We start from the raw sequence: 22,975 nt of genomic DNA, 5'->3' as shown, positions 1-22,975 counted from the left end.
CTCTGCTCATCCTGGATCACGCCCAGAGTCGAACGCCCTGGCGCTCACCGCTCGAGTAGTACTCGTTGATGGTGCCGAGCATCCGGGTGGCGGCGGCGGCCTTCTGGGTCATGTCCGCAGCGGCCGCGTCCCACTGCGCCTTCACCTGCACATAGGTCGCCTCCGCGTCGGAGGTCCACTCGCTCAGGTTCATCTTCGACTGGCTGTCGAGTTCGGCGAGGGTCTGGTTGATGCGCTGGGTGATGGAGTTCATCTCGCCGACGATGTAGTCGACTTGCTCCATCTGGACGGTGTAGGTGGTCATCTTCTGTCCGGCTCCTTCGTGAGGACGGGTGGCTGTGTCGGTGGACGGGTGGCGTCAGGAGGTGAAGCCCGGCAGGCCGACGACGCCGGAGCCCATCTGCTGCGCGATCTGCTGCGCCTCCATCTGGGTGTTCTCGTGGGTGTCGGCGTAGATGCGGGTGTTCTGCGCCAGCTTCTCCAGCATGGTGCGCAGCGCCTGGTTGACCCTGTCGAAGTCGGTCAGCCACTCCTGCATGGCGGTGTGGTAGATGTTCGCCGCCTCACCGCTCCAGCTCGCCCGCAGGCCCTCGATCTGGCCGTCCATCTGCGCGTACGCGCCCATGGCCTCGTCCAGGGCGGTCTGGAAGGTGCCCTGGGCGGTGGTCATTCCCTGTAGTTCGACTGCCGTCAGTGCCATCGTGTGGTCCTCTCTCGTTCTGCGGCGCCGGCCGGAGCCGTTGACAGCGATGTCACACCCGTGTCGGGTGCACATCCGCGCCGGATGGTTGGTGGTTCACCCGCCGGCCGCCGGATCGCGCGGAAGGCCCGCGCTCCGCGGCGGTGACGGACGCTTCTCATGCCCGCACCAGGGACTCCGTCTGCTGCTGCGGTGGTTTCGCAGACCCCGGGCCGGTTGTCGGAGGCGCCGGGTCGGCTGGTTCGGGCTCCGGCGCCGCGTCCGGTGACGCCACGCGGGGCTGGGGAAGATCGAAGGCGGAGACGGTACGGGTGCGAGCGGACGCGGCGATTCGTTCCGCCAGGTGGTGGGCCTCCCTGGCCCCTTCGCGCGGCGGCGACGCCTGGAAGGAGGCGGTCAGCACGTCGGCCGCGTCATCGGCCAATTGGAAGCCCAAACACCACAACTGACGTCTGACCAATTCGACCGCCTGGACCGCGGTGTACGGATCCAGCCGGACGTACTCGGCGAACTCCGCTGCCATCTCGCCGTGTTCGTGTATCAGCTCGCGCAGCTCGGCGGATGCGCCGCACAGCGCTATCACCGTACTGCGCGGCGTACCGGTCAGCCGGGCCAGCCCGTTGAACACCGCCACCCGCTCGGCCTGCGGGCGGCGGCCGAAGCGGTCGTCGATGCTGAGCACGAGTATTCCGCCCTCTGCCTCCTCCAGCGCCGCAGCCAGCCGGTGGGCGGGCTGCTCCGGCCAGCGCACCGGGAGGGCCGACAGTCGCATCTCGTGGACGGTGCCCGCGGTCAGCAGCCCCGCCTCCGTCAGGCACCGTCCGTACACCCGGGCCAGTGCCCGCCGTCCGCTGCCCGGCGGGCCCTCAAGCACCACGTTGGCCTGCACCGAGATCGGCCGGCTGGCCGGCGCCGGTGCTGCGGCGAGCGCCTCCACCCGGGTGCGCAGCGCGGCGCGGGCGGCGTCCAGGCCGGTCATCGCCGCCAGCTTCCGCAGCCCTGTGGACGGGCGGACGGTACCGCCGGGTGCAGTCTCCGGAACGGGGGCGGCGCGCTCGGCGCGTGGGTCCGGAACGTCAGTGCCGACCTTGGCACCGCTCTGGCCGACCGGCACGGTGATCACGTCGGCACCCGTCAGGCGGGACAACTCGCTGTCGTCGCCGGGTGGTTCGGCGACGAGTCGGGAAGCCTGCTTGCTGATCATCTCCTCGAAGACCTGGCGGGCGACGCGTCCGTTGCCGAAGGTGTCGCTCTTCGGGACGTCCTGGAAGTAGCGGTTGAGCGCTTCCACCGCGGATTCCGACAGCTCGTAGTAGTGCTTGGCACACAAGCCCCTGACGATGGTGACCAGTTCCTCGGCGCTGTAGTTGGGGAACTCGACGGTGCGCGCGAAGCGGGAGGCCATGCCGGGGTTGGAGGCAAGGAACTGGTCCATCTGGGCGGAGTATCCAGCGACGATCACGACGATCTCGTCGCGGTGGTCCTCCATCAGTTTCATCAGCGTCTCGACGGCCTCCTGGCCGAAGTCGGGGCCTGTGCCGCGCGACTGGTTGGTCAGCGTGTACGCCTCGTCGATGAACAGCACACCGCCGAGCGCCTTGTTGAAGACTTCCGTGGTCTTGATGGCTGTGCCGCCGATGATCTGCGCCACCAGGTCGGCGCGGGCCACCTCCACGATGTGGCCCTGGCTGAGGATGCCCAGCTCGGCCAGGACCGTGCCGTACAGGCGGGCCACGGTCGTCTTGCCGGTGCCGGGTGGCCCCGCGAAGACCAGGTGCCGGCTCACGGGAGGCATCGGCAGGCCCATCTCCTGACGGCGCTGCGCCATCTTGTTGAGGTTGATCAGGCCGGTGACCTCGCGTTTCACGCTCTCCAGTCCGACCAGCGCCTCCAGTTCCGCCAGCGGGCCCGTTCCGGTGTGGCGGGCCCGCCACGGGTGCGGTCCGCCGTCCGGTCCGCCGGCGCCGTCCATGGCGTCCGCGGCGCTGACCGTGCGGCCGTCCGGGTCGCCGCCGGTGTCCACCCGCTCCACCGACACCTGGCCGGACTTGAGCTGGTGCACGGGGGTGCCGCCGTTGTCGCGGATTTCGCAGTCGTGCACCCGCACCGGCTCGCCGGTGTTGCAGCGCACACCGTCGCCGCCGTTGTCGAAGACGGCGCAGTTGGTCAGTTCGGCCCGTGAGGACGCCTGGACGTTGACGCCGTGACCGCGTGCGCCGGTGATGCGGCAGCCGACCGCGGTGACGGCGCCGCCTCCGGTGGCACGGAGTCCGTCACTGTCGGATCCGGTGAACTCGCAGTCACGGAGAACAAGTTCAGCCTCCGTTGCGACGACTGCCGAGCATCCGGAGAACGCCGAGCCGTCCACTTCGGCACGAGAGCCCGAGGCGAGTGCGAGGCCGGTGCCGCCGCCGGAGCGCAACCGCACGGCCGAGAGCGTCGCGGAGGCGTCCTCCGCCAGTTCGACGCCGGCCGTACCGCCGCAGGCCAGGTCGGCCTCCCGCACGGTCAGTCGGGCGTTCGGGCCGACGGCCCGAAGCGCGGTACCGCTGCCGCCGCCGGTCGTCAGCCGCTCCAGAAGCACGTCACCACCCGGCGCGTGCACGGCCGCCGTCCCGGCACCCTCGACGGTCAGGCCGGTGCATTCCGCGCGCCCGTCGGTCTCCACCAGCAGGCCGGTGGGGGTGCCGCTGATGTGGCAGTCCTCCAGCCGGGGGCGCCCGCCGGGTGCCACGTGGACGCCTTCGCGCTGGGCGGTGGAGACCACGCACGCGCGCAGCACCGGTGTGCTGCCGGCTCCGACGTACACCGCCTGTCCACCGGAGCCGGCGAACGAGCAGCGGGCGAGGACGACTTCGGCCGTGCTCGTCAGGTACGCGTCCAGCGCCGCGCTGCCGGTGATCTCGATGCCGGTCAGGTCGGCCTGGGCGTTCTGCTCCACGGCCAGTGCGGGTTTGCCGCTGCCGGTGATCCGGATGGACTCCGCCACGGCCCTGGCCCGACCGTTGACGCATATGCCGTTGCCGCAGGCCCGCTCCAGCTGACAGTCACGCAGCGACAGGCGGCCGTGCTCGGCCACCACGACCGCTGACGAGCCGACATCGTGGATGTGTGAACGCTCGACGGCGTTGCCGCCGGCGGAGGTGACCACGATGCCGGCGCCCTGGGTGTTGGTGATGCGGCAGTCGCGCAGGGCGACCACACCGTCTTGCCAGGCCAGCACGGCCGCCCACGCGTCGCCGGAGATCCAGCAGCCGTCGAGTGCGGCCTGGCCCCTGCGCACGTCGAGTACCGGGGCCTCCCGGTCGGTGCCGGACAGGCGGAGGCCGGTGAGTTGAACGGCTTCCGCGTTGAGCACCACGGTGCTGCCCGAGGACGACGCGATCTCCACCGTGCCGCCCTCGCCCTCGGCGGCCAGAGTCACGGGGCGGCTGATGCGGAGGGTTTCGTCGTAGCGGCCGGGCGAGACGGTGATGAGTGCGCCGTCGGTGGCGTCCGCCAGGGCGTCGGCGATGGCGCGGTAGGCCCCGGGGCGTTCCGGGGACACCACTAGAACGGGCCGGGTCATTGCTTCGCTCCCTCGTGAGGCGCACTCACGTCGCCGTTGCCGTCGCGCGGATGCTTCCGTCGTAATCCACTGATGAGGCCCGGGGGCGTCCCGAAGCGCTCTTCCGGCCGGGCAACGCCCTGATCGCCCCCGGCCGATGCCGAATCGTTCGCACGCAACGCGCCCGCCGCGCGTTCCAGACCGTCCAGGGCGATCTCGTCCAGTGGGACCTGCTGGACGTCCACCTTGCCGTCGGAGGCGATTTCCGAGGGCGACAACTCCCGCATCATCACCGGCCCCTCACCGTCCGAGGGACGCAGTACCTTGAACGTGGTACCGGGAAGGAACACCACCCGGTACGGCTCGGAGGGATCGATCAGGTTGGTGCGGCGGGCCGTCATCGACCAGATGAGAAAGTCGGTGGCATCCTCCGGACCGGGGTGCGGCACGCTGTACGCGCTGCAGAACGCCCACTCGGTCACCAGCCGGCTCTGCCGGTACCACTCGCGTTCCACCGCGCTGGCGCGTGCCCGCAGCAGCGCCGCGCCACGGTAGGACGGCAGCCTGCGCAGCCCGGCCGCCACGCAGCGGGCCAGCGGGATGTGCGGACCGACAACCGCGGACCGTACCGCTTCATTCACCTGAGCATGGTCACCGGACAGGTAGAGCCGGACGGCCGCCAGGTCGGTGAGGGCTTCGGACGCCTCGCCACGGCCGCCGCCACGCAGCCCGGGGGACTCCGACATCACTCTCGAAACCGTGCCCGCGACCGCGTGGTACTGCGCGCTGAACGTCCGACGCATCCATTCGCGCTCCCTGTCGGTGCCGCGCTCCGGCGGTACCGCGCAGGCCGACGCCTTCGGCACCGGCTGGACCCTCGCCCCGGCCCGCCGGGGCGTCCCGGTGCTGCCGGCGTCGGGAGCACCGAGGCCGTCGGATCCGGTGGACGCGGCGGAAGGTGCGACCGGCGCCGGGGAGTCGGACTCCAGCCGGATCGCCCGTACCGGGGACGGGGCGGGCCTGCCCGCCGGTTCCGGCTCGACGGGCGGGGACGCCTCGGAAGCCTGGGAACCTGGAGCAGGCGGTGCGGGCGTCCGCGATGCTCCTGTCGGTTCCGGCGTGGCGGATCCCGGAACGTCCGCGGGCTGCGGCGTCACCGCAGTCGGCGCCGCCCCTGCCGGGCGGGCCCCGGGCGCGGTGCCCGCGTCCGGGGCACCCGCGGGCACGGGAGCCGGGCTTGAACGCGGGTCGGATGCGGGCGGCCCCGCAAGAACATCCGTCTGCCGCTCGGCGGGGCCGGACGCCTCGGCATGGTCGTGTGCCTCCGTGGAGCGCGGGGCCTCCTGCGGCGCCTCCCCCGCGGCCCCTGGCCGGGACACGATGGGGAGGCCGGGCATGGCGGGACGAGCCGAGCCGGGCGCTACCGGGCCCCGCACGGTCGGATCCGGTGGCGTCGGTGGCCTGCCGCTGGGCGCCGGATCAGGATTGGCGTCCGGTCCGTTGTGCGGGGCCTTTGGTCCGTGGTGCGAAGCGGCCGGACGCCGTTCGGGGGCCGCCGCAAGGCCGCCGGTCACCGCGGTGACCGGCGCGGCGCGGGCGGTGTCTCCGGGCGCGCCGACATCCCCGGCCACGGAGCCCCCGGCGTCGAATGCGATGCGCGGCAGTGCCGCTGACGGAGCGTCGGACTCGGTCCTGGGCGGATGGGGCGCCTCGGCGGCCGGGTCCGCTCCGGCCGCGTTGCCCCGGTCGGCGGAAGCCGCTGCTGAGGGAACGTCAGGGTTGAAGTGGGCGAGCGCGGACGACCGCCCGGAACCGTCGGCCCGCACCGGGGTGTGCTTCCGCCCCGCTTGCGGCAGGGGCGCTGACGCCGGAGCCCAGGGCGCGACATCGGCCCGGCAGCCGGGCCCGGTGCCGAGGGCCGGCGCGAGCACGTGCGGGCCGGAGGCCGCAGGGTCCTGCGCCGACCACAGGTAGGCGTCGTCGGTCGCACCGGCCACTGTGCCCGGCTCGTCGGCGGGCACGACCAGGAAGCCCTCGCGGCTGTCCGGATCGAGCTTCCACAGCATGTCCTCGGCCAGCGAGCGCATGCGCTCCTCCGCGCCGGGTGTGCTGCGGTCGTAGAGGATGGAGGCATGGCCGGGTGATGCGGGTATGCGACGCACCGCGTCGCCGTCGGCGGGCTCGGCAGACGGGCGCATCCACAGCCCGCTCTGCACGACCTCCAGCACGGCGTCGGCGGCGTACTCGTAGACGCCGGTGGAGATCTCCGGCGCCCCCGACAGAGGCCGGCGCAGACCGAAGAGGGCGGGCGGGGCAGGGACGCCGCCGGTGCGCGGGAAGTACATCAGCTCGCCTACGAAGGGGCGGTGGCCCAATGTGCCGTCCGGCCGCAGCGCGACCACGTCGGGAGAGCCGAGGCCGACGCGGTCCTGGACCGGTACCCCCGCATACAGCACCACTTGCTGGCCGAGGGTGTCGGCGAGCTCTTGACCCAGGGCCCCGGCGCCCTCGGGCAGCGCGACCGGTCCGAGGTGCAGGAAGCGCACCCAGGGGCGCGCGGACGGCAGGACGGTGTCCCAGAGGCGGGTCACGTCGGACAGCGTCACGGGAGGTCCGCCGGGGCTGCCGAGCACCACGGTCAGGATGTCGGGGTGGCTGGGCAGACGGTCCACCAGCCTCTGGCTGCTCTCCGATGAGGCGCGGGAGTGCGGGCTGCGTACCCACACTCCGCTGGCAACCGGTTCGGCGATGCCCCGGCCGCTGGTCGTCCAAGGACGGTCGAAGGTGGAGAACTCCCAGCGCGGCTTGGGGAAGCGCCGTGAGTCCCGCTCCGCCGGCCGGCCCGGCCGGAAACGCAGCCAGCCCGCGCCGTTCTCGGTGGGGATGAACAGGCCGCCGCCGAAGGTCGGCCGGACTCTGCCGTCCGGCGCGAGTACCAGCCGGCCCAGCCGTTCCGCGATCCGCTGGGCGGCGCGCCGCGACTCGTGCGGCGTGGCGCGGCCGAAGACCAGGCGCAAGCTCTTGCCCCGGCTCGCCAGTAGGCGTGCCACCGCGTCCGCCGAGTCCTCCAGGGCCCCGAACGGGAGATCCACTACGGCCAGGGTGTGCTGGGGGTCGTGCGCCAGCCCTGCGGCGAAAGCGGCGGCCTGCGGGTCGGAGCCGTCCTTGGGGTGGACGAGCAGGGTGTGGCCCGCGGTGCGGCACTGCAGCGAGGCCCCTCCCGCCCGGGTGGCTCTCAGTCCTCTGCGCATCCGGTCACCCCACCTGCGCCGAAGGGCCGGTAGGCGCCGGATACGTCGGCACCGGCAGGGCCGGGAAGGCGCTCTTCGCCCGCCCGGTGCCCGACGTGCCCCACGCGGCGACGGCACCGCCGACGGGTGCCGGAGACCCGCTGGACGAGGCCCGCGGGCCCGCCTCTTGCGTTGCCTTCACCGTCAGCGCCGCCACCCCGCGGTCCAGCACCGGCCCGTGCGGGAGCGCCGCGAGCAGACTCTCCGGCAGAGGCGTCGCCCTCGCACCGCCGATGCCGAGGTCCCGCGTGGCGGAGGAATCGCCCAGCGGATAGGCGATGCCCTGGTCGGTGACGAGGTAGGTCCGCGGGTTCGACGCCCGCGTCGCCAGTTGCTGCTGGTCCACCGCGTACACGCCGTGCGACGGCGGCACCAGCACCTCCTGGTTCCCCTGCGCTGCAGGGCCGCTCTCGACCACCACCGTGGTGCCCAGCTCGGCCCCCTTGGAGGCCTGACGCAGGCAGACCGCCTGCCCGGTGGTAGTGGCCACCGGGGCGCCGAGGACGTCCGGCAGCGCGTTGCTCAGTGAATGGTCGGCGGAGACACGGGCGGCGGCGATGTCGGTCACCGACACCCTGCGCGGCGCCGCGGCGCCGCGGAGGGCCGCGAGCAGCGCGGCCTCCGTGGCACTCACCGGGGCCACGCCGCCGACAGTCATGACGTAGGAGTGTGTGGAGCCCGCTGCGGAGGTGGTGAACAACTGGCCAACGGTGACCGGTTGTCCGGCGACCTGTCCCGCGGCCTGGCCTGTGCCCTCGATCTTCGCCGGAGCGAGGGCGACCCCGGTCGGTACGGCGGCCAGCCAGGCGGCGGGAGCGGGGATGGGCCGGCCGCCGTCCAGTCCGAGCGCGATGAGCGTGGCCTCCGAGGGCACCGGGTACTTGGTTCCCTGCCACAGCACGTACCGCTTGCCGCCCGGGGATTTCAGCAGCAACTGGCGTCCCGAGGGGAAGGCGGTGGCTCGCGCGCCCGGCGCGAAGTCGACGACCTGACCGGACGGAAGATCCGGCCGTAGGCAGACGGTCCAGTTCTGCGACAGCAGGGCCGCCGCTGAGGGAAGGGACTCTGGAGCGCCGTCGATGCCGACCGGTGCGCCGTGCGGTACGCCGGTCAGCGCCTTCGCCGCCACGGTACGCACCGTGCCCTTGCCGGTCAGGAGCAGGGCGGATGCGTAGTTGCGCACAGGACGCAGCCTGCCGTCCAGGTAGAGGTAGCGGTTTCCGGTCTCCTTCTCCACGATGATGGAGCCGGGCTCCCGCCACGCCGCCGTGGTCACCGGTGACAGCTTCCCGTAGATGAGGAATCCCGCGCAGAGCAGGATGACGATGCCTGCGCCGAAGAAGGTGCCGAGTGCGGCACGTCTGGTGGGGCTGTCGCCGCGGCCGGGGTCGCCGCTGACGAGGGCGGTGGCGAGTCTGCCCATGGCGAACTGGTACGCCTGCATGTGATCGCGTCGTGTCTGCACGCTCCTGCCCCTCAGCTCGCCAGAAGGCGGAAGTAGGAGTACGCGTGCAGGGCCTGGAGCAGCAGGGGGAGCAGCACGATGGCGGTGATCGTGTCCAGCAGGTCGCCGCTGTGGCCCCACACCGGGAGCAGGCGCCCGCCCGGCAGCCGCCACGCAGCCACCAACAGCGCGGCGACCGCCGCGAGCAGCACGGCCACCACGGCGAACCGGGCTCCGGTGCCCACCGGGGCGAACCGGGTCAGCAACACCGTGATCAGCCCGATCGCTCCGGAGGCCACCATCGGCACGCGCTGCGCGGAGCGTTCCGCGCAGCGCGAGCGCAGCAGCACCGCACCGGCGAACACCAGCGGCAGCAGCCATCCGATCCAGCCGGCTTCGCGCGTCATGTACCAGAAGCCCCCTGCGTAGACCAGCGCGGAGGAGAGGTAAAGGGTGTCGAGGTAGGCACTGGCGGCCCTGACCCTGCCCTCCACCCGCTCCTGCGGCTCCGGCTCGATGTCCTCCTGCAGTTCCTCGGCATTGTGCGGCAGCCGGGGGACACGCAGCCGGGCCATCCGGAGCGCCAGCCTGGGCCCGAAGTGACCCAGCACGAACATCCCGACCGCCACCACGGACACCGCCTGGCCGCCGTGCCAGGGGACGACCCGCATCAGCCCGGTTCCCGCGGCAGCGGCGACCGCCGTCAGAGCCGCGGTCCCGGGGACGACCAGTGGCAGAGGGCGCAGCGCCAGCAGAGCGACTGCCATCAGCCCGACGCAGGCTGCCGCCACCAGTACGCCGGGAGCCCCCGGCGCGTAGCCGCCGTCGGGTCCCTGGCGGAACGACAGTCCGGCCAGTGCGCTGAAGGCGATGGAGCCGAGACCCGCCACCAGCACGCTGCCCCGGTCGGCGCTGAGCCGGGCGGCGGTCACGCACCCGGCGGCCAGCAGTACGGCGATCAACCCGGCACCGGCCGCGGTCGGCACGCCCGGGCCCAGTCCGAGCAGGGCGGCGGCCAGCGCGGGCAACGCCAGCACTGCCATGGCCAGCGCGAGCTGCCGGGTCAGCTCCGGACGCCAGCTGCCCGGCAGTGCAGCCACCACCTGTGCGACCCCGTCGGAGACGTCGTCGAAGTGCAGCGCGGGCAACGGCTCGTCGGCGGGCCGCAGATGGAGTACGTCGCCGTGATGCAGGTCCAGGGATGCAGCGGTGCCGTCGGCGTCGAGTGGATCTTCGCCGAGCCGTTGCAGCACCCAGGGCGTACCCCGGTCGGCCGCGTCCTTCGTCACGTGGCGCACCAGTACGGGCAGCAGCGCGCAGACCGGCGTGCTGAGCGGGATCGCCAGGTCGGCCCGGCCAGCGGGGCCCACCACCGTGACACGGCAGACCTCCGAGCCCGGTGCGGTGACCGCGTGCGCTGGGGTCATCGAGCAGCTCCTGAGGTGTGGGGGTACGGGACAGGCAGGCGTGGTGAACGGCCGTACGGCGTGCGGAGGGACCGGCGCGGTCCCGGTGCGCGGATCACGTGGCCACCAGTCCGGTCTGTACGAGCTTCACCGAACGGCGGGTGACTAGCTGGGCCCGGCCAGGGGGAAGGGTGCGCGGTTTGGCTTCGCCGAGGAACTTGCCCTCTTCCTTCGGGTAGGAGAGAAGCAGGGCTGGGTTCCCGAGTTCCCACAGCCGGCGCAGCACCGGGTCCATCATGGCGCGGATGGCGCCCGAGGTGCTGCGGGCGACGACCAGGTGCATGCCGATGTGCAGGCCCTGCGCGAGCAGGGGCACCAGCGGCGCCATGGGCGAGGGCGTGCCCGGGGTGCCGGAGAAGAGGTCGTAGTCGTCGATGAGGACGAACAGCAGCGGACCTTCCCACCAGTCGCGGCGGGCGAGCTGCTCGGGGCTGATCTCCGGTCCCGGCACCCGTTTGCCCACCGAGATCGCGGCGCTGTTGGCCAGTTGGGCAAGGGCGTCGCTCTCGACGACGTATCCGACCCGGTACTCCTCGGGTACCGAGTTGAGCAGTCCCCGACCGGGGTCGGCGACCATGATGCGGGCCTGCTCGGGGGTGTAACGCGATGTGATGGAACGGATCACCAGGCGGAGCGCGTTGGTCTTGCCGGTCTGCCCGTCACCGAACACCATGAGGTGCGGAGCGGTCGAGAAGTCGTGCCAGGCCGGTTCGAGTCGCTGTTCGTCCCAGCCCAGGCAGATCCGGTCGCCCTCTGCCGCCGGCAACTGGTCTGCTGGCAGGCGGGTCGGCAGCAGGCGGACGCCCGGTGCGGGGCGGCCGGTCCAGAAGGTGTCGATCTCCGCCACCGCCGCCTTGGTGGCGGCCGTCAGGTCGGCGGTGGCGCTGGAGCTGTCCAGCCGGGGCAAGGCTGCCAGGAAGTGGTGGCTGCCCGTGGTCAGGCCGCGGCCGGGCTGGTGCGGTACTGCTGCGGCGATGCGGGAGCCGACCTCGGATTCCATGGAGTCGCCGAGGCGCAGTTCGAACTTGGTGCCCAGCAGGTCGCGCAGGCGGGGGCGGATCTCCGACCAGCGTACGGCAGAGCCGATCACGTGCAGGCCCAACGACAGCCCGCGCGCGGCCATGTCGATGACGCGCGGTTCCAGGTCCTCGTAGTCCTGGCGCAGGGTGCCCCAGCCGTCGACCACCAGGAACACGTCACCGTAGGGGTCGTCGATCCCGCCGGCGGCCCTGAGGCTGCGGTAGGCGGCCATCGACTCCAGACCGCGTGAGGTGAACTCCCCTTCACGCCTGTCCAGCAGCTGCGTCAGCTCCGCGACCGTGCGCAGGACGCGGTCGCGTTCCAGCCGGGTGGCGACTGAGCCGACGTGGGGCAGACCGGCCGTGGAGACCAGGCCGCCGCCGCCGAAGTCGAGGCAGTAGAACTGCACTTCCTCCGGGGTGTGGGTCAGCGAAAGGGACAGCATCAGGGTGCGCAGCATGGTCGACTTGCCGGTTTGCGGTGCGCCGACCAGGCCGATGTGGCCGTCGGCGCCGGAGAGGTCGGCGGCCAGCAGTTCGCGGGACTGGTCGAAGGGCCGGTCGACGATGCCCAGCGGAACACGGAGCGAGCCGAGTGACGGGTGGTCGGCCGCGCTCATGCCGCGCAGCGGGTCCGGGATGATGCCCGGCAGCATCTGGTCGAGGCTAGGGGACTCGGTCAGCGGGGGCAGCCACACCTGGCGAGCCGACGGACCGCTGTCCTCCAGCCGGCCGATCAACACCTCCAGCAGGCTCTCCGTGCTTTTCTGTTCGGCACTCGCGGACGCCCCGGAGGGCCTCTCCCGCTCGGCGGTGTGCAGCAGCGGCTGTGGCCCGGTCGCCTCGGCAGGCTGCTCGTTCACGCGTTCGGACAGCAGCGTGCCCTGCTGCTCCAGGCCGAATACGGTGATCTCTTGCGCGGCCGCCAGTTGGGCGGTCTGCTCCGCTTCGATCACCGGCTCCGGCGCTGGGCCAGACACGTAGGCGGCCTTGAACCGGACCAGGTTGGTGGTGTCCACCTTCAGGTAGCCGTTGCCCGGTGCGGACGGCAGTTCGTAGGCGCTGGAGACGCCGATGACGCTGCGTGATTCCATGGACGAGAACGTGCGCAGGGCGATCCGGTAGGAAAGGTGGCCCTCGACCTTGTGGATTCGGCTTTCGTCCAGGCGCTGGGAAGCCAGCAGCAGATGCACGCCGAGGCTGCGGCCGAGGCGGCCGATGGACACGAACAGGTCGACGAACTCGGGTTTGTTTGCGAGCAGCTCGGAGAACTCGTCGACGACGATAAGCAGTGACGGCAGCGGGGTGAGGTTCGCCCCGGCGCTCCGCGCCTTCTCGTAGTCGAACAGCGAGGAGTAGCCGGACTCGCGCAGTAACTCCTGACGGCGGACCAACTCGCCGTTGATCGAGTCGCGCATCCGGTCCACGAGATGGATCTCGTCGGCAAGGTTGGTGATGACCGCCGAGGTATGCGGCAGCCGGTCCATCCCCAGGAACGTCGCGCCGCCCTTGAAGTCGACCAGCACCATGTTGAGCACCTCGGACGAGTGCGTGGTGGCCAGGCCCATCACGAGCGTGCGCAGCAGCTCGCTCTTGCCGGAACCAGTGGCACCGATGAGCAGGCCGTGCGGGCCCATGCCGCCCTGCGCCGACTCCTTGATGTCCAGCTCGACGACCTCGCCCTCCTCCGTGACACCCAGTGGCACCTGCAGGCGCGCCGGCTGGGCCTGCCTGGGGCGCCACTTCGCGGCCACGTCGAAGGTGCGCGGGTCGCGGATGGTCAGCAAAGAGATGAGGTCGAAGTCCGAGTCCAGCGGTCGGTCGACCAAGTCGACACTGCCGCTGGTACGCAAGGGTGCCAGCGTGCGGGCCAGAGCGTCGGCCTGCGTACGGCTGAGCGCGTCGGCCACGGCGGTGACGGTGCCGTCGCCGGACGGGAAGGCGACGCTCGTGCCGCGCGTCGTGAGCCGCAACACCTTCGCCCCGCCGGTCATCGCGCCGGTCGCGTCCAGCAGAACGACATTCCGCAGGCCACCGTGCAGCAGTCGTGAGGTCTCCGGCAGTCGCACACCTTGCGCCACGATCACCACGAACGGCTCGGCCACACTCGGTGAGGCGTCCGGGTCGTGGTCGGGGCGGTCGCGGACGTCCGTGCCGAGCAGGTCCATCAGTGCGTCGTGGTGTTCGGCCGCCAGCCGAACGGGGCCCGCGTCGTCCGCCTCGTGCGGATGAGCATTGTGCGGAAACCACTTGAGCCAGTCCCATTCGACCCGCGCCGACGCACCTCCCAGCACGGCGATCAGCAACTCGTCAGGAGAGTGGAACACGACGAGCTGCCCGATCATCGCGCGGAGCAGAGCGAGGGCGGGCTCCGGCTCACCTGCCAGCTCCACGCTGGTGAAACGGCGCAACGCAACCGGGATTGGCAGCCGCGGTACTGTCTGGTGCGCCTTGGTGAACCGCCGCAACGAAATGGCCGTCAGCGGCTCCAGATCCTCCACCGGCTTGGTCTGCGGCGGCAGGAGCTCCAGCGCTGCACGCCGGATGCCCTGTCCGATCCGTATACGTGCGAAGTCCTCATGGGCGGGGCGGCGTTCCCACAGCCGGGTGCCCATCGCCAGTGCCCACAGCTGTCCCGGATCGGGGTTGTCCCACAGCAGGGCCGAGCGCTGCTGGGCGGCGGCCTGACGAACGTGCCGGCGCTTCTGCGCGAGGTAGCGCAAGTAGTCACGACGCTCTGCACGCATCCTGCGGCGGCGCTCGGCGCCCGCCCTGCCGATCTGGGTGAGCGTCATGCTGACCATGGCGATGCCCATCATGCCCGACATCAGGTAAGTGGCAGGCCCGGCACTGTGCACGGAGAACATCAGCAGCATGGCGCCGGTGCCCAGTCCCATCGGCAGGTACATCAACGCCGACCCGAAGTCGGCACTCGCCGGCTCCCCCAGGACCGGTGGCTCCGCCAACTCCACCTGGTCTGTGGGTAGTTGCGGAGCGTCGGCGCGCGGTGAGCGCTTGGCCACCACGGTGCTCAATGCGTGGACCCTTTCAGAGGTGAACATGACAGGCGCGTGCAGGCGCGGACGTCAACCGCGACGGCACGGAGAAGGCGCAGGGAAGCAGCAGTGCGAGGAGGGCGATCCTCCACACGGCCCGATGATAATCACAAGAGATGAGCGATGCTCAACTCCTGACCCTCATCCCTTGGCCGGTCTGCTGGACTTCTCCCGGGCCGCCGTCGACGGCTCGCACCTGCGGGCGATGACGTGCGGCGCGAAGACCGGGCCGTCCCCGGTGGAGCGGGGGCAGGACGGGAAGCAAGCACCAAGTGATCGCTGAAGCCAACGGGATTGCGCTCGCCGCCCCGCTGACCGGCGGCAACCGCCACGACGTCACCCAGCTGATGCCCCTGGTCCACGCCGTGCCCCCGGTCCGGGGCAAGCGAGGACGGCCCCGCCGACGCCCCGACGTGCTGTACGCCGACCGCGGCTACGACTACGACATCCACCCACCGCGCCGTGCGTGAGGCCGGGCATCCGCCCGGTCGTCGCCCGCCGTGGGACCGGGCACGGCTCCGGCCTGGGTGTCCACCGCTGGGTCGTCGAAGCCGCCTTCGCGCTCCTGCGCTGGTTCCGCCGCCTGCGCATCCGCTGGGAGATCCGCGACGACCTCCACGAAGCCTTCCTCGGCCTCGGCTGCAGGATCATCTGCTGGCGCAGCCTGAAGACTTCTCTTTTGGCCAGGAGTCCTCAGAGGTGCCTTGCCGGTTGGGCCTGATGGAAGCGCGGAGAACTCCCGTCATCCCAGGCCGGCAGGCACCTCTTCCCGTTCCCCTGCCCGGATCCCGGCCCTCACCTGGCGGATCGAAGCTGAACACACGGCCGACAACGATTCGGGCGGCGGGCAGATGTAGCGTCAACTCGCCGTCATTCGACGAGACTTGACGATCTCCTGTCGGGGCCCGTACGTTCTGCGCCTGTTCTGATCCGTTCTGGAGCACCCCATGTCGATCCCTAGAGGGAGACAACCATGAGCTGGTTCATCGAGGCAGCATGCGGTGTTCAGAGGGTGCGCACGTCGCAAGGAGTACTGGAACTTTGTGTTCTTCACCGCGATCACCGACGTTGTGCTGTACGGCGTCGGCGCCGGGGCCAACGTACCGGTCGTTCGGGCTCTCGCGCCCTTCTCTCAACTCGTGACGCTGATTCCCAGCCTGGCAGTCAGCGTCCGGCGACTGCACGACACGGGCCGCTCCGGTTGGTGGGTCCTGTTCGCGATCACCCTCTTCGTCGGCCCCATCACCCTGCTGGTCTTCACGGTTTCGAACAGTAAACCGGGCCGGAACCAGTACGGTCCGAACCTCAAGGAGTCGGGCGCGGTTGCGGCGTACGCCGCTTGATCACTGCGCTCCGAAGGACGTCCGGTTCATCACCAGGCGGCCTCTTCGCGTTCTCTCCGGCAAAGGGACGGAACCCCCTGCCCCACACTCGGCTTCGAGAAGCCCACTGACGGACGCTCTGTCAGGACGGCCCGCAGCTGAGTGGACCACGCCGAACTGGAAGAACACCTCGACCACGCCGGACGTGCCCTGATCCGCCAGCTCCTGCAGGACCAGCTCGACCTGCGGGCGCCATGCGAGGAACAGCAGATACGTGGCGGGTGCGCTCCACGCCTGGTGGGGCGGGAAGGAACGGTGCGTCCGTGGCGCGAGACGGGTCACGAACGTTGGCTGGCCATCTTGTTCGGGCACGTGAGGGTGCGCCGCGGCGCTCACCGGGGCCCTGGAGTCGGCAACGTGCATCCCGCGGACATGTGTCCCTTCCGGCCGGCGTCACTCGCTGGGCCTCGGGCACCTGGCGGTCACCGAGGCCGTGCGCGGCTCCTACGACCAGGCCCTCGAAGCATCCAAAGACACGGCGCCGGTGCGTGGACCGATCCCGACCGGCTCGCCGGAGAGCAACCTGGGAAAGCTTGATGCCTGCCATAACGAACCTGAAAGCGGTTCCCCTGAACCCCCTCTACACCATCGTGATCAGCACAGACGAGGAGGTGACCATCGACGGCCAGCAGATCGACAAGCTCCCCGGCCAGAATGCGCGCGAAGCTGCTCTCGCCGACATCAGGCAACGAGCCGCCCGCAGGGGCCACCCGGTCCGGGCCAACGCAAAGGAACCGGACGGCACCGTTTGGCCGCTGATCGTGGGCTACGACGGAGCCGTCACCCTGCTTGACGCGCCGCACCCAGCCCCGTCGATGCAGCAGGCACAGACACCGTCTTCAGCATCCGATCCGCTGGTCCCCCCTCCAGCAACAGGAGAACCGGTGGCGGTCGCGCCCGCCGGCCGGACAACCGACTGGCTGACACCGCTTCCCTCCGAATTCCAGCAGATGTTGGCGCAGTTGAAAGAGGCGGAGAGCGCGGGTCAGTTGGCTGCGGCCGACATGCTGGCCCGAGACCTGGAAGAAGTGTTGGAAGACGGCTTCGGCCCTGCTCACCCCTACACCGTCAATGTGCGCAGCGTGCGGGCATACCTGGCCCTGCGCATGGGCGACTGGCGCAGCAGCATGGACCTGCACCTGCAAGCCGCTGAGCGGCGTCATCAGCAGCAGGCACCGCGAGGGGAGACTCTGAGGCTCGCGCGGAACGCGCACTTCTGCTGGAAGCATCTGGCCAAACCGCCGAACAGGTCTGCCGACGCCCACGACCAGGCGATGGCCGCTGAGTGGGTCGGCGAGGTGCTGCGGGTGCTGCGGGCGGTCGGCACCGAGCCTGTCATCATCGCGGTCACCGAGCAGTGGGCCGCCTGCCTGAAGGCCTCTGCCTCCTGACCTCGAGCACGAACGAGGGCCTGTTCTGAGCCGCCGGCGCAGCGCATTGGCGTAGGCGGGGGCCGAACCGGCGCGTCCGCTGGTGGATCAGCTCGCAGCTGACCTCGATACCGCGCTCGAGCATCGACTCCTCGACATCACGCAGGCTCAGGCTGAACCGGTAGTGCAGCCACGCGCTGTGGGAGACGACCTTCGGCTGGAAACGGAACCCCTGGTACGACACCGTGCCCACGAGCGGCCCCTCCAGCGATCCGACCGGACAGATGATCACGACATCGCCGAGGACTCCCGCTCAACCTGACCATGCCCGTGAGAGTTCGCGGCCGCTTCCTGGTCACGTCCGCTGGAGTGGTGTATCGACGGCCACTCGGTGATCTCGTGTTGAGACTGTGCGGTGGGTTCGGTGGTCAGGGCCGTGTCGTCGGTTTGCGACTCGATCGGGTGGAGTCGGGCTTTGGCGAGGAGGTCGAGGCCCATGTAGCGGCGGGCCTCGGTCCACTCGTCGTTCTGCTCGGCGAGAAGCGCGCCGACCAAGCGGACGACGGCGGTGCGGTCGGGGAAGACTCCGACGACGTCGGTGCGGCGGCGGATCTCCTTGTTCAGCCGTTCCCGCGGGTTGTTCGACCAGATCTGGCGCCAGCGCTCACGCGGGAAGCCGGTGAATGCCAGCAGATCGAGCTGGGTGGCATCCAGGTGGGCGGCCGCTTTGGGGAACTCCGCCTCCAGAGTGTCCAGAACGTGGGCCGCAGCTGGGTCGGCACCCAGGGCTGGGCCGACTTCGGGACCTGACTCAGGAGATTCCTTGCGTAGTGAAGCCGTCAATAATCAACCTGTTGCTTCGCGATCAGCGACTCGTTGGCCCGGTATGGCGATCACGGAGGTGATGCTGTCCCAACTCAACTGCCTTTTTGCGGTGTTGCTGCCTCATTTGGACGAACGGTAGCGTCGCTTGGCCGTGGCGGCCGAAGCGAAGGTTTGCTCGGACACGGCGGGGTACGCGCTACCGCCCGAGCGGCAGCGGCGAGCGAGACCACCGTGCGCCGGGGGATCGCACCCTCCCGCAACCGGCCGCCCGAGCCTGCCCCTGCCGACGCCTGGACGGGCGTGTCCTCCGACGGCGAGCCATTGTGCTTGGCCCGCGACACCCAGCTGTGCAGCGTCCCCGAATGCTGAGCAGTGGCTCGGCGTTCGGCCCCCTGGCTTTATCGAGCAGTAGTGGATTCTGGCACAGATCTTGGGGAGTGGTCGCGGAGCGTCACCGAGGTGTTCGATTGCGGGAGGGCGGGTCCGGTACGCCCGCGCACATCCTGCCGCCGCAGCCAGACTCCGGGTGTGTCAGACACGGCAGCTGTAAGTCTTGATCGTTGAGGTATCCGTGCAGGTCAGGGGGGTGGGTGCGGGCACGGGAACGGCCACCGTGATCATGAAAGTTTGTGACGACGATCAAGGACCAGGTGGCCGTGGAGGCCACGATAGCCGAGCGGGCCTGGACAGCGGCGTTCGGGTCGCTGATGGCGGCGGTGGCCGTCTGCTTCCCGCGCCGGGACTCGCGGATGCTGGGCAGAGCGATGACACAGGGGATGCTGATGGAGTTGGAGCGGCGCAACTGCTGGACGCTCGCACAGGCTCTGGGCCGTGACGGGCCGTACCGGCTGCAGCACTTTCTCTCGCGCGGCGCCTGGAACCATGACCTGGCCCGCGATCATCTCGCCGCCTGGACGGCAGGCGAACTCGCCGACGACGAGGCCGTGTTGGTCGTCGACGAGACGGGCGATGAGAAGTCCTCCACCGACTGCGTGGGTGCATCCCACCAGTACTCCGGTGCGCTGGGCGGGGTGGGTCTGTGCCAGGTCGCCGTCCATCTCACCTACGCCTCCGTGCACGGTCACGCACTCATCGACCGTCAGCTGTACCTGCCGGCGGCCTGGGCCGAAGACGAGGAACGCCGGCTGCTGCGGCACGTGCCCGACGAGATCACGTTCGCCACCAAACCGCAGCTGGCCGCCGCGATGCTGCACCGTGCCCGTGAACTGGGCCTTGCCGCCCGCTGGTTCACCGGCGACGAGGTCTACGGCGGCCTGGAGTTGCGCCGCACCGCCCGCACCCTGGGCTTCGACTACGCCCTGGCCGTCAAGGCCGACCACCGCGCCACCACCGCCGTCGGCCGCTTCGCGGCCACACAGCTGGCCGCGAAGATTCCGGCCAGGGCCTGGATGCGCCTGCGCACGGGCAACGGCACCAAGGGCGACCGGCACTACGACTGGGCGCTGATCGACGTCCTGCCCGACGACACACCTGCGGGCCAGGACGCAGCCACCGCCGGACACGCCTTCCTCGTCGTACGCCGCCACCGCTACACCCGCGAACTGTCCTTCTACCGCTGCCACTCGGCCGCCCCCGTCAGCCTCACGACCCTCGTGAACATCATCTGCACCCGCTGGAAGATCGAGGAGGATTTCCAAGGAGCGAAGGGCCTGGCCGGACTCGACCAGGGCCAGGTGACCGGCTGGACCTCCTGGATGCGCTGGAGCCTGATCAGCCTGTTCGCCGCCGCCATCCTCGCCGTCACCTACGCCCGAACCCGCACCGCCGACGGAGCCGGACACGGCCTGGAACTCGCCCCGGCCAGCGGCCGCGAACTCCTGGCCATCCTGCGGATCACCGCACTTCCGCAACCCCGACGCGACCGGGACCACATCCTGCACTGGTCCGCCTGGCGCCGCCATCACCAGCACCAGGCCACCGAGGCCCACCGCCGGTGGAACAACATCACCGCCGCGGCAGCCACGTGACCGAAGCCCGTGGATCAAGACTTACAGCTGCCGTGTCAGAGCCGTCTCGTGGTGAACAAGGTGGTCCCGTGCACCGCGTCCACTTCCTTCCGATCGGTCTCGGTGAATCCGACCTTGGCCAGCACCCGGCGAGAAGCGGTGTTCCAGTCCCAGACCGTGGCCCATAGACGTTCGTACCCAGACGATCGCGCCCATTCCAGAACCGCCAACGAGGCCTCGGTCGCGTATCCCTGACGCCAAACTCGGCGTAGCAGCTCGAATGCCAGTTCCGGTTCCCCTACGGATCCTCGCCCGCTGTCGACCAGGCCGCAGTAGCCGATGACGTCACGAGAGGTTTTCCGTTCGACGGCCAGCAACCCGGTCGACCACACCTTGTTGGTGCGGATCGAATCCTCGAGCTCCGCGACTGTGGGGTGTCCGTCCGTGTCGATTCGGCGGTGCGGCGGCACCCGTGGATCACGTTCGGTCCACAGTTCGCGCTGGACGACAGCCTCGGCTACCCGCCAAGGCCGCAGCAGCAGGCGACTCGTCTCGAGTGCAACCTCGCTGTCCGGCGCGCCAACTGTCATGACCGAAACCATCTCATGGGCGAACGTGCTGTCGTGCCACGGGGCGCGGTTGGTCGATCGTGGACGCTCGATATGCGGGACAACCGAGATCTCTCTGAGCGTCGTCTTGGGCCTGTGCACGTTCGGCTGCACCCGGCGGGACACGTTGACCTGTCCGCCGACATCCCGCTTTGTGGACACGGCAGTGCCATCATTTCGCCTCGACATCTCCGAGCTCGTTGATCACTAACTGCCTCCGGAAACCGTCGACAAACGCTGACCCTAACGACCTGGTGGTTGGTGGAGTACCGGTAGTTCTTCGACCGCTCGGCGACGGTGTGATCGCGGGTGGGGACCAGAGTGCCGTCCACGATAAGCACGGTGTCCTTCGCGAACCGCTTGCGGGGCTGGAGCGCGAGCATCAGCCCGAGGTGGTCGGTGGTCCGGTTCGCCGCCGACTTCGACACCCCGAACAACGGGGCGAGCTGCCGCATGGTCAGATTCGTGCGCCAGTACGCAGCGACCAGCAGAGCCCGGTCCTCCAACGGAAGACTCCACGGCTGGCCCCTGCGGACCGCGTCCGCACCCTCGCGACGCAGCACCGTCACCAGCTTCCCGAAGGCACGGGGGCTCAGCCCGGAGAACGGGGCTGTCCAGGACGGCTCCGACGCCGTGGTCACACCAGCCACGTCGAGATCATCTCTCACGGGCCCGTACAGTAGACCCGTGGTTGAATCTCGCCGCTTCTGGTTGAGTACGGCGCATGATTGAAGCGGTGTTGTGGGGACTGCTCGGCGGAGGCGGGGTAGCACTCGTGTTCCAAGCCAAGCTGGGACGCTCCAAAGCCCGGTCATCGGCTGAAGACCAGGACGTCATCACGATGGCAGTCAAGGGACTCGCGGGAAAGCGGGTCTTCAAAGTTGAACGGTGCGGAGGTGTCCGCGGGCTCGGCGAGTGGTGACGCAGCGTGTGCGTAGGCGTTGGTCCTCTGCGTTGCGGAAGCCGAAGGCGTTGTGGGCGACGAGCTTGATCACGCGGTTGATGCCCTCGCTCTTGGCGTTGCTGTGGCCGGTGTCGAGGAACGCGGCGATCTCCGTCCACCACCGGTCCACGGTCACGGCCAGCCGGACGACCTCGGGGATGTCCGAGTCCGCGCACCAGGTGAGGAACTTCCATCGGGCATGGCCGACTTGGTGCCGGTCGGCGCCGGTGCCGGCCAGGGCGAGGAGATTGCGCAGGCTCTCCTTCGCGATCCACGCGGTCAGCAGCGTCTGCCCGATCTGCCCCTCGTCCAGCAGCGGGTTCCACATGGTCGCGAACTGCTCATCGGTGAGGTCCTCGCGGCCCAGCAGGAGACGTCGTCTGGCTTTCCACTCCGGGTCACTGGCGCGTCCGCGCCGTCCTCGGGTCTCGGCGGTGGTGCGGCGCCGGAGTGTGGAGAGCATTTTGTTGGCGAGCTGGACGACGTGGAAGTGGTCGACCACGACGATGGCGTCGGGCAGGCCGGTGCGGATCGCGGCGCGGTAGGTGGACGACATGTCGATGGCGACGTGGGTGATGTTCTTGCGCCAGGTCAGCGGTGTGGTGGACAGCCAGGCCAGGACGTCGGCGACGGTGCGGCCCTCGACCTGGCCGAGCAGCCCGCCGTGGCCCAGCGCGTCGACGAACCCGGTGTGCCACCGGTCCCGGGTCAGGCGCCACTTGCCGGACTCGGGGTCCTGCTCCCACTTCGTCTTGCCCCGCCGGGTCTCGTCGACGCCCAGCACCTTGACCTCTGGCAGCGGGACGCCCGTGACCTCGCGCGCCGATGTACGGAAGGCGCCCATCACCGTCGGCCAGGACAGATGCAGGTCGCGGGCGGCCTGGATGACCGTGGAGCCGCCATCGCGCACCCGGCGCCCGGCCGCCTGGCGCAGGCGGGCGGTGATCCGCGCCCCGGCCGGTATCTGGGCGACGCTCTCGGTGAACGACTTCCTCGGGCACTTCGGCTCGCGGCACCACCAGCGGCGCTTGTGCCACAACAGCACCAGCCCGCGCTCCCCGTAGGGGAGATCCCGAGGGCGGGTCCGGGCCGTGCCCTTCACTTTCCAGGCGAAGGCCCCGCACTCCGGGCAGGCGCGAGCCGCTTCCTCCGCCGTGGCCAGATGCACCCGGCGGGTGCCGTCCTCAAGCCGCTCGACCCGCAAGACGGACACCCCGTCGAGGTCGAGCAGCAACGTCGTATCGTTGACCACGCCCGTGGCTCCCACATGATCGTTCTGCCTAGAGAACAGCAACGCCGCTGCGTTAGGGATCTTGATTCGTCCACAACCCCCGCCTGAACAGCAGGAACGGGACTCC

12 protein-coding genes and 4 pseudogenes are annotated in these 22,975 nt (G+C 70.3%); 5 read left to right on the top strand and 11 right to left on the bottom strand.

The window, feature by feature from the left end:
* Positions 1-16: 16 nt before the first annotated feature.
* The 7 genes from I3F54_RS29660 to eccCa all read right to left on the bottom strand — a co-directional run bounded on the left by I3F54_RS29660 (position 17) and on the right by eccCa (position 14,501).
* Positions 17-304, bottom strand: coding sequence for a WXG100 family type VII secretion target (locus I3F54_RS29660; protein ID WP_240122015.1), 288 nt, complete (start codon positions 302-304; stop codon positions 17-19).
* A gap of 54 nt (positions 305-358) precedes the next feature.
* Positions 359-700, bottom strand: a complete 342-nt coding sequence (locus tag I3F54_RS29655) for a WXG100 family type VII secretion target (protein WP_240122014.1) — start codon at positions 698-700, stop codon at positions 359-361.
* 157 nt (positions 701-857) lie between these two features.
* Positions 858-4,268 carry a right-handed parallel beta-helix repeat-containing protein gene (locus I3F54_RS29650; protein ID WP_240122013.1) on the bottom strand — a complete coding sequence of 1,137 codons (3,411 nt, stop codon included), beginning with the start codon at positions 4,266-4,268 and terminating at the stop codon, positions 858-860.
* Positions 4,265-7,498 (bottom strand): hypothetical protein, encoded by a 3,234-nt coding sequence (locus I3F54_RS29645; RefSeq protein WP_240122012.1) that lies wholly within the window; start codon positions 7,496-7,498, stop codon positions 4,265-4,267. Before I3F54_RS29645 ends, I3F54_RS29650 begins: the two co-directional genes overlap by 4 nt.
* A 4-nt stretch (positions 7,499-7,502) precedes the next feature.
* Positions 7,503-9,002: a type VII secretion protein EccB gene (gene eccB, locus I3F54_RS29640; protein ID WP_240122011.1), complete on the bottom strand. Its 1,500-nt coding sequence runs from the start codon at positions 9,000-9,002 to the stop codon at positions 7,503-7,505.
* A gap of 11 nt (positions 9,003-9,013) precedes the next feature.
* The gene (eccD, locus tag I3F54_RS29635) at positions 9,014-10,408 is read right to left on the bottom strand and encodes a type VII secretion integral membrane protein EccD (protein WP_240122010.1); all 1,395 of its coding nucleotides are present in this window, start codon (positions 10,406-10,408) and stop codon (positions 9,014-9,016) included.
* Between the two features lie 94 nt (positions 10,409-10,502).
* Complete coding sequence (eccCa, locus tag I3F54_RS29630) at positions 10,503-14,501, bottom strand: type VII secretion protein EccCa (RefSeq protein ID WP_240122009.1); 3,999 nt, start codon at positions 14,499-14,501, stop codon at positions 10,503-10,505.
* Between the two features lie 172 nt (positions 14,502-14,673).
* Here eccCa and I3F54_RS29625 point away from each other — a divergent pair.
* The 3 genes and pseudogenes from I3F54_RS29625 to I3F54_RS29615 form a co-directional block, all read left to right on the top strand.
* Positions 14,674-15,243 (top strand): annotated as a pseudogene (locus tag I3F54_RS29625) (transposase); the annotation flags it as partial.
* A gap of 322 nt (positions 15,244-15,565) precedes the next feature.
* Positions 15,566-15,865 carry a DUF805 domain-containing protein gene (locus I3F54_RS29620; protein ID WP_240122008.1) on the top strand — a complete coding sequence of 100 codons (300 nt, stop codon included), beginning with the start codon at positions 15,566-15,568 and terminating at the stop codon, positions 15,863-15,865.
* 575 nt (positions 15,866-16,440) lie between these two features.
* Complete coding sequence (locus tag I3F54_RS29615; RefSeq protein ID WP_240122007.1) at positions 16,441-17,295, top strand: hypothetical protein; 855 nt, start codon at positions 16,441-16,443, stop codon at positions 17,293-17,295.
* A 402-nt stretch (positions 17,296-17,697) separates the two neighbouring features.
* Here I3F54_RS29615 and I3F54_RS29610 read toward each other — a convergent pair.
* Positions 17,698-18,113, bottom strand: a pseudogene (locus I3F54_RS29610) (transposase); the annotation flags it as partial.
* Between the two features lie 47 nt (positions 18,114-18,160).
* Here I3F54_RS29610 and I3F54_RS29605 point away from each other — a divergent pair.
* Positions 18,161-18,345 (top strand): annotated as a pseudogene (locus tag I3F54_RS29605) (ISAzo13 family transposase); the annotation flags it as partial.
* Positions 18,346-18,728: 383 nt separating this feature from the next.
* Positions 18,729-20,087 (top strand): IS701 family transposase, encoded by a 1,359-nt coding sequence (locus I3F54_RS29600; protein WP_240122006.1) that lies wholly within the window; start codon positions 18,729-18,731, stop codon positions 20,085-20,087.
* A 35-nt stretch (positions 20,088-20,122) separates the two neighbouring features.
* Here I3F54_RS29600 and I3F54_RS29595 read toward each other — a convergent pair whose 3' ends face one another.
* The 3 genes and pseudogenes from I3F54_RS29595 to I3F54_RS29585 all read right to left on the bottom strand — a co-directional run bounded on the left by I3F54_RS29595 (position 20,123) and on the right by I3F54_RS29585 (position 22,869).
* Complete coding sequence (locus tag I3F54_RS29595; protein WP_240122005.1) at positions 20,123-20,836, bottom strand: GNAT family N-acetyltransferase; 714 nt, start codon at positions 20,834-20,836, stop codon at positions 20,123-20,125.
* Between the two features lie 83 nt (positions 20,837-20,919).
* Positions 20,920-21,324: pseudogene (locus I3F54_RS29590) on the bottom strand (transposase family protein); the annotation flags it as partial.
* A 225-nt stretch (positions 21,325-21,549) separates the two neighbouring features.
* Complete coding sequence (locus I3F54_RS29585) at positions 21,550-22,869, bottom strand: ISL3 family transposase (protein WP_240122004.1); 1,320 nt, start codon at positions 22,867-22,869, stop codon at positions 21,550-21,552.
* Positions 22,870-22,975: the final 106 nt, after the last annotated feature.

Source organism: Streptomyces sp. MUM 2J (assembly GCF_022414535.1).
Lineage (GTDB): Bacteria > Actinomycetota > Actinomycetes > Streptomycetales > Streptomycetaceae > Streptomyces.
The sequence above is the reverse complement of the archived record's forward strand: the minus strand, read 5'-3'. Positions and strand labels throughout refer to the sequence as shown.